Source organism: Bacillus sp. NH11B (assembly GCF_001884205.1).
Taxonomy (GTDB): domain Bacteria; phylum Bacillota; class Bacilli; order Bacillales; family Bacillaceae_G; genus Bacillus_A; species Bacillus_A proteolyticus.
Genome location: NZ_MAOG01000047.1, coordinates 1 through 2,825, shown reverse-complemented (window position 1 = coordinate 2,825; position 2,825 = coordinate 1). Strand labels below are relative to the sequence as shown.

Below are 2,825 nucleotides of genomic sequence, written 5' to 3'. Positions count from 1 at the left end.
TTTTCTTCCTGCAACCTCATATATCAAGTTATCAAAGAACTTCATATAGCTAGTTTATCAAAAGTTTTTGGCGATGCCAAACCGATATTCATCTCCCACCTACCGTTGGGCTACGCCCTTCACACGCTTGAGGAAGGAGAATTCTTTCGGGGAATTCGTTAAAATAAAAGGACGTGCTGATAATGGCTAAAAATAGAAAAATGGCATTACATGCTGATAATATGCCTGAAGATGTATATAGGATCCTTAATGAAAAAGCTAATGGTAGACAATTAACAGCCTTTGTTGTTGAACTGGTACAAAATGAAAAACGTTATGAGCAATTACTACAGAAATTAGATAATGTAGAACAGAGATTAAATCTATTAGATACAGTTGAAAATAAATTGGATCTTTTACTTACTAATGTCGTTGTTCCCGCCCAAAGACAAGAAGATTTAAAAACCAAGGCGTCCATATTGCAAGAAGGTAAAATTATTAACGCTAGGGTAGTACTTGGTGGGATTTCTGAAGAAGATAACGAAGAACTTGATTTCTAACTAGTAAAGAAGACCCTTAGGTATAATCCTAAGGTCTTTTTATATTTATGTGAACTAAATTCTGTTGAATTGAACTACCCTCCACTTAACACCATTATGGGTTGTCTGAAGTGGGGGATTCCTACGAACACCAAAGTATCCTTCGGTTATCCTAGTAGGCTCATCTCGTAGTTCCTACGCTTAATACGAAATTCGTACGGTATCACAATCTTATTTTGTTTTTTGGACATCTAGAAATAGACCTGTTTTTGGTAGCACGAATTTCACTGACATAAGTCATCTTTCCCCTTTAGGAATGGGGGTAGCAAAATGAAGTAGTCCTGATATCATCGCTATAACCCTCTTTATAATATAGAAATATCCCTATTTCTATAATTGGATATTTCCCTATATATCTACTTTTATTATTAGAAATAATCGTATAAGTGTATCTTTGAATTAAAGTTTGATTAAAAAGTTCGTCCAACCCCTCACTTTTGTGAAATGAAAATAAAGTTATTTAATTTTAAAAGCTCAAACAAGCATACCCCGTTCTAATTTAGGACGGGGTTAAAAATAAAGTTGTTTAATTTTTAATTTAGGATACTTCACTATCCTAAAAAATATAACAATAAAGTCGTTTGAAAATCTAAATTTTATTGAACAATCGCTCCCTATGCTTAAGTAATGTTTGTACTTTTATAGCAACTTCTTTTGGTTTAAGTTATTTTCATAAAAATGTTAATATTAGTGAAAATAACTTATTAATAAGGGGACTACTAAATGACGAAAATTGAATTTGGGATTCTAAGTAGCGAAAAAGATGAAAAAGCAATTGTTAAAAATATCAATGACTATTTAGTGTCTCTAAATAGAACATTATCCAAACAAAAAAACAAGAGTATGCTTGATGCTCGACTTCCTTATATTTACAAACATTTTTATTGGAACCTAAATAAGGCTGAGAGAGTTTATTTCGAAATTTACCCTAACAAAGATATAGAAGGAAAATACAGATTCGAAACAAAGAAGAATTTAAACTGGATAATCTTTTTTAATAAACTAGATCTAGTAACGGGAGTTGAAAATCAGGAAAAATATATTAAAAATATATTAGAAGCTACCAAGTTTGAATTTCAATTCCTTAAAGAATCTCTTGAGAGCGTAGAATGACACTATTGAGGTTCAAGTTTCTTTAAAGGAGTTCCTCCATTAAATGGCTCGTTTGATGAATAGTATGACTAACATTTTTAAATGCCTTTATTATTTTTCAAATAACTTTATTAAAAATTAAACAACTTTATTATCTGTATACAACTTTACAGTAAAAAATAGAAGCTATTTTGAAAAAAGATTGATTAGAATAGCTTCTATATTTGTGCATATATATTGTGTTTTTATAAAAAAATTTGATCATTTTAACAAGCGAATAGTGAAGATTCGCTCCTGTTTCAGTATTATCTACATTTACTACATAAAATTTCGTTTGCTCTCTTAGCTAATACTTTATCTAATTGTCCAACAGGCATATTTTTTTCTTCAGGTAATACTAAAGAAACTGCAAATTGTTCACCATGTTCGATTGTTTTACCACATTGTGAACACACTAAATTTGCATCTTTAAAATGATTTTTTAATTTATCTAACATGTCATTTATTCCTCCTATTTGATTGTTTAATATAAAATATATAAATATCATTATATTCATTATACAAGATCAAACAGAAAAGATGGCATAGAATTCCAATTCACACCATATTTAGCAAAAACTATTTTATAAATCCGCAATAAAACTTTTTTCAAAACTTCGCGACTTTATTATAAACATCACATCTTTTTTTTAAAGGTCGTGACTTTATTACAAACCAACAATAAGGGGAGCCTTTAAAAAATTACTGATTCTATTGTATGTAACACATATCACTATTATAATCCCTTACGAATTATAGATATATCCCTATTTCTATAATTGGATATTTCCCTATTATTCCACTTTTATTATTTGAAAGGGTGGTATAGGGGGGTCTCTGAAAAATTACTGATTCCATTGCATGTACTGCACGTCACTATTATAATCTCTCTAGAAATATAGATATATCTCTATTTCTATAATTGGATATTTCCCTATTCTGCTGCTTTTATTATTTGAAAGGTGGTATAGGGGGGCGTCTCTGAAAAATTACTGATTCTATTGTATGTACTGCACATCACTATTATAAACCCTATCCAATTATAGGAATATCCCTATTTCTATAATTGGATATTTCCCTATTCTGCTGCTTTTATTATTTGAAAGGTGGTATAGG

General features: G+C 29.9%; 3 protein-coding genes. 2 read left to right on the top strand and 1 reads right to left on the bottom strand.

The window, feature by feature from the left end:
• Nucleotides 1-182: 182 nt before the first annotated feature.
• Together BAU27_RS08330 and BAU27_RS08325 are read left to right on the top strand one after the other, a co-directional pair.
• The gene (locus BAU27_RS08330) at nucleotides 183-539 is read left to right on the top strand and encodes a hypothetical protein (protein ID WP_071770632.1); all 357 of its coding nucleotides are present in this window, start codon (nucleotides 183-185) and stop codon (nucleotides 537-539) included.
• Nucleotides 540-1,301: 762 nt separating this feature from the next.
• Nucleotides 1,302-1,691, top strand: a complete 390-nt coding sequence (locus BAU27_RS08325) for a hypothetical protein (protein ID WP_071770631.1) — start codon at nucleotides 1,302-1,304, stop codon at nucleotides 1,689-1,691.
• Between the two features lie 284 nt (nucleotides 1,692-1,975).
• On the opposite strand, the gene BAU27_RS08320 is transcribed toward BAU27_RS08325, so the two are convergent.
• Entirely contained in the window at nucleotides 1,976-2,167 is a 192-nt protein-coding gene (locus tag BAU27_RS08320; protein ID WP_071770630.1) for a hypothetical protein, read from the bottom strand.
• Between the last annotated feature and the right edge of the window lie 658 nt (nucleotides 2,168-2,825).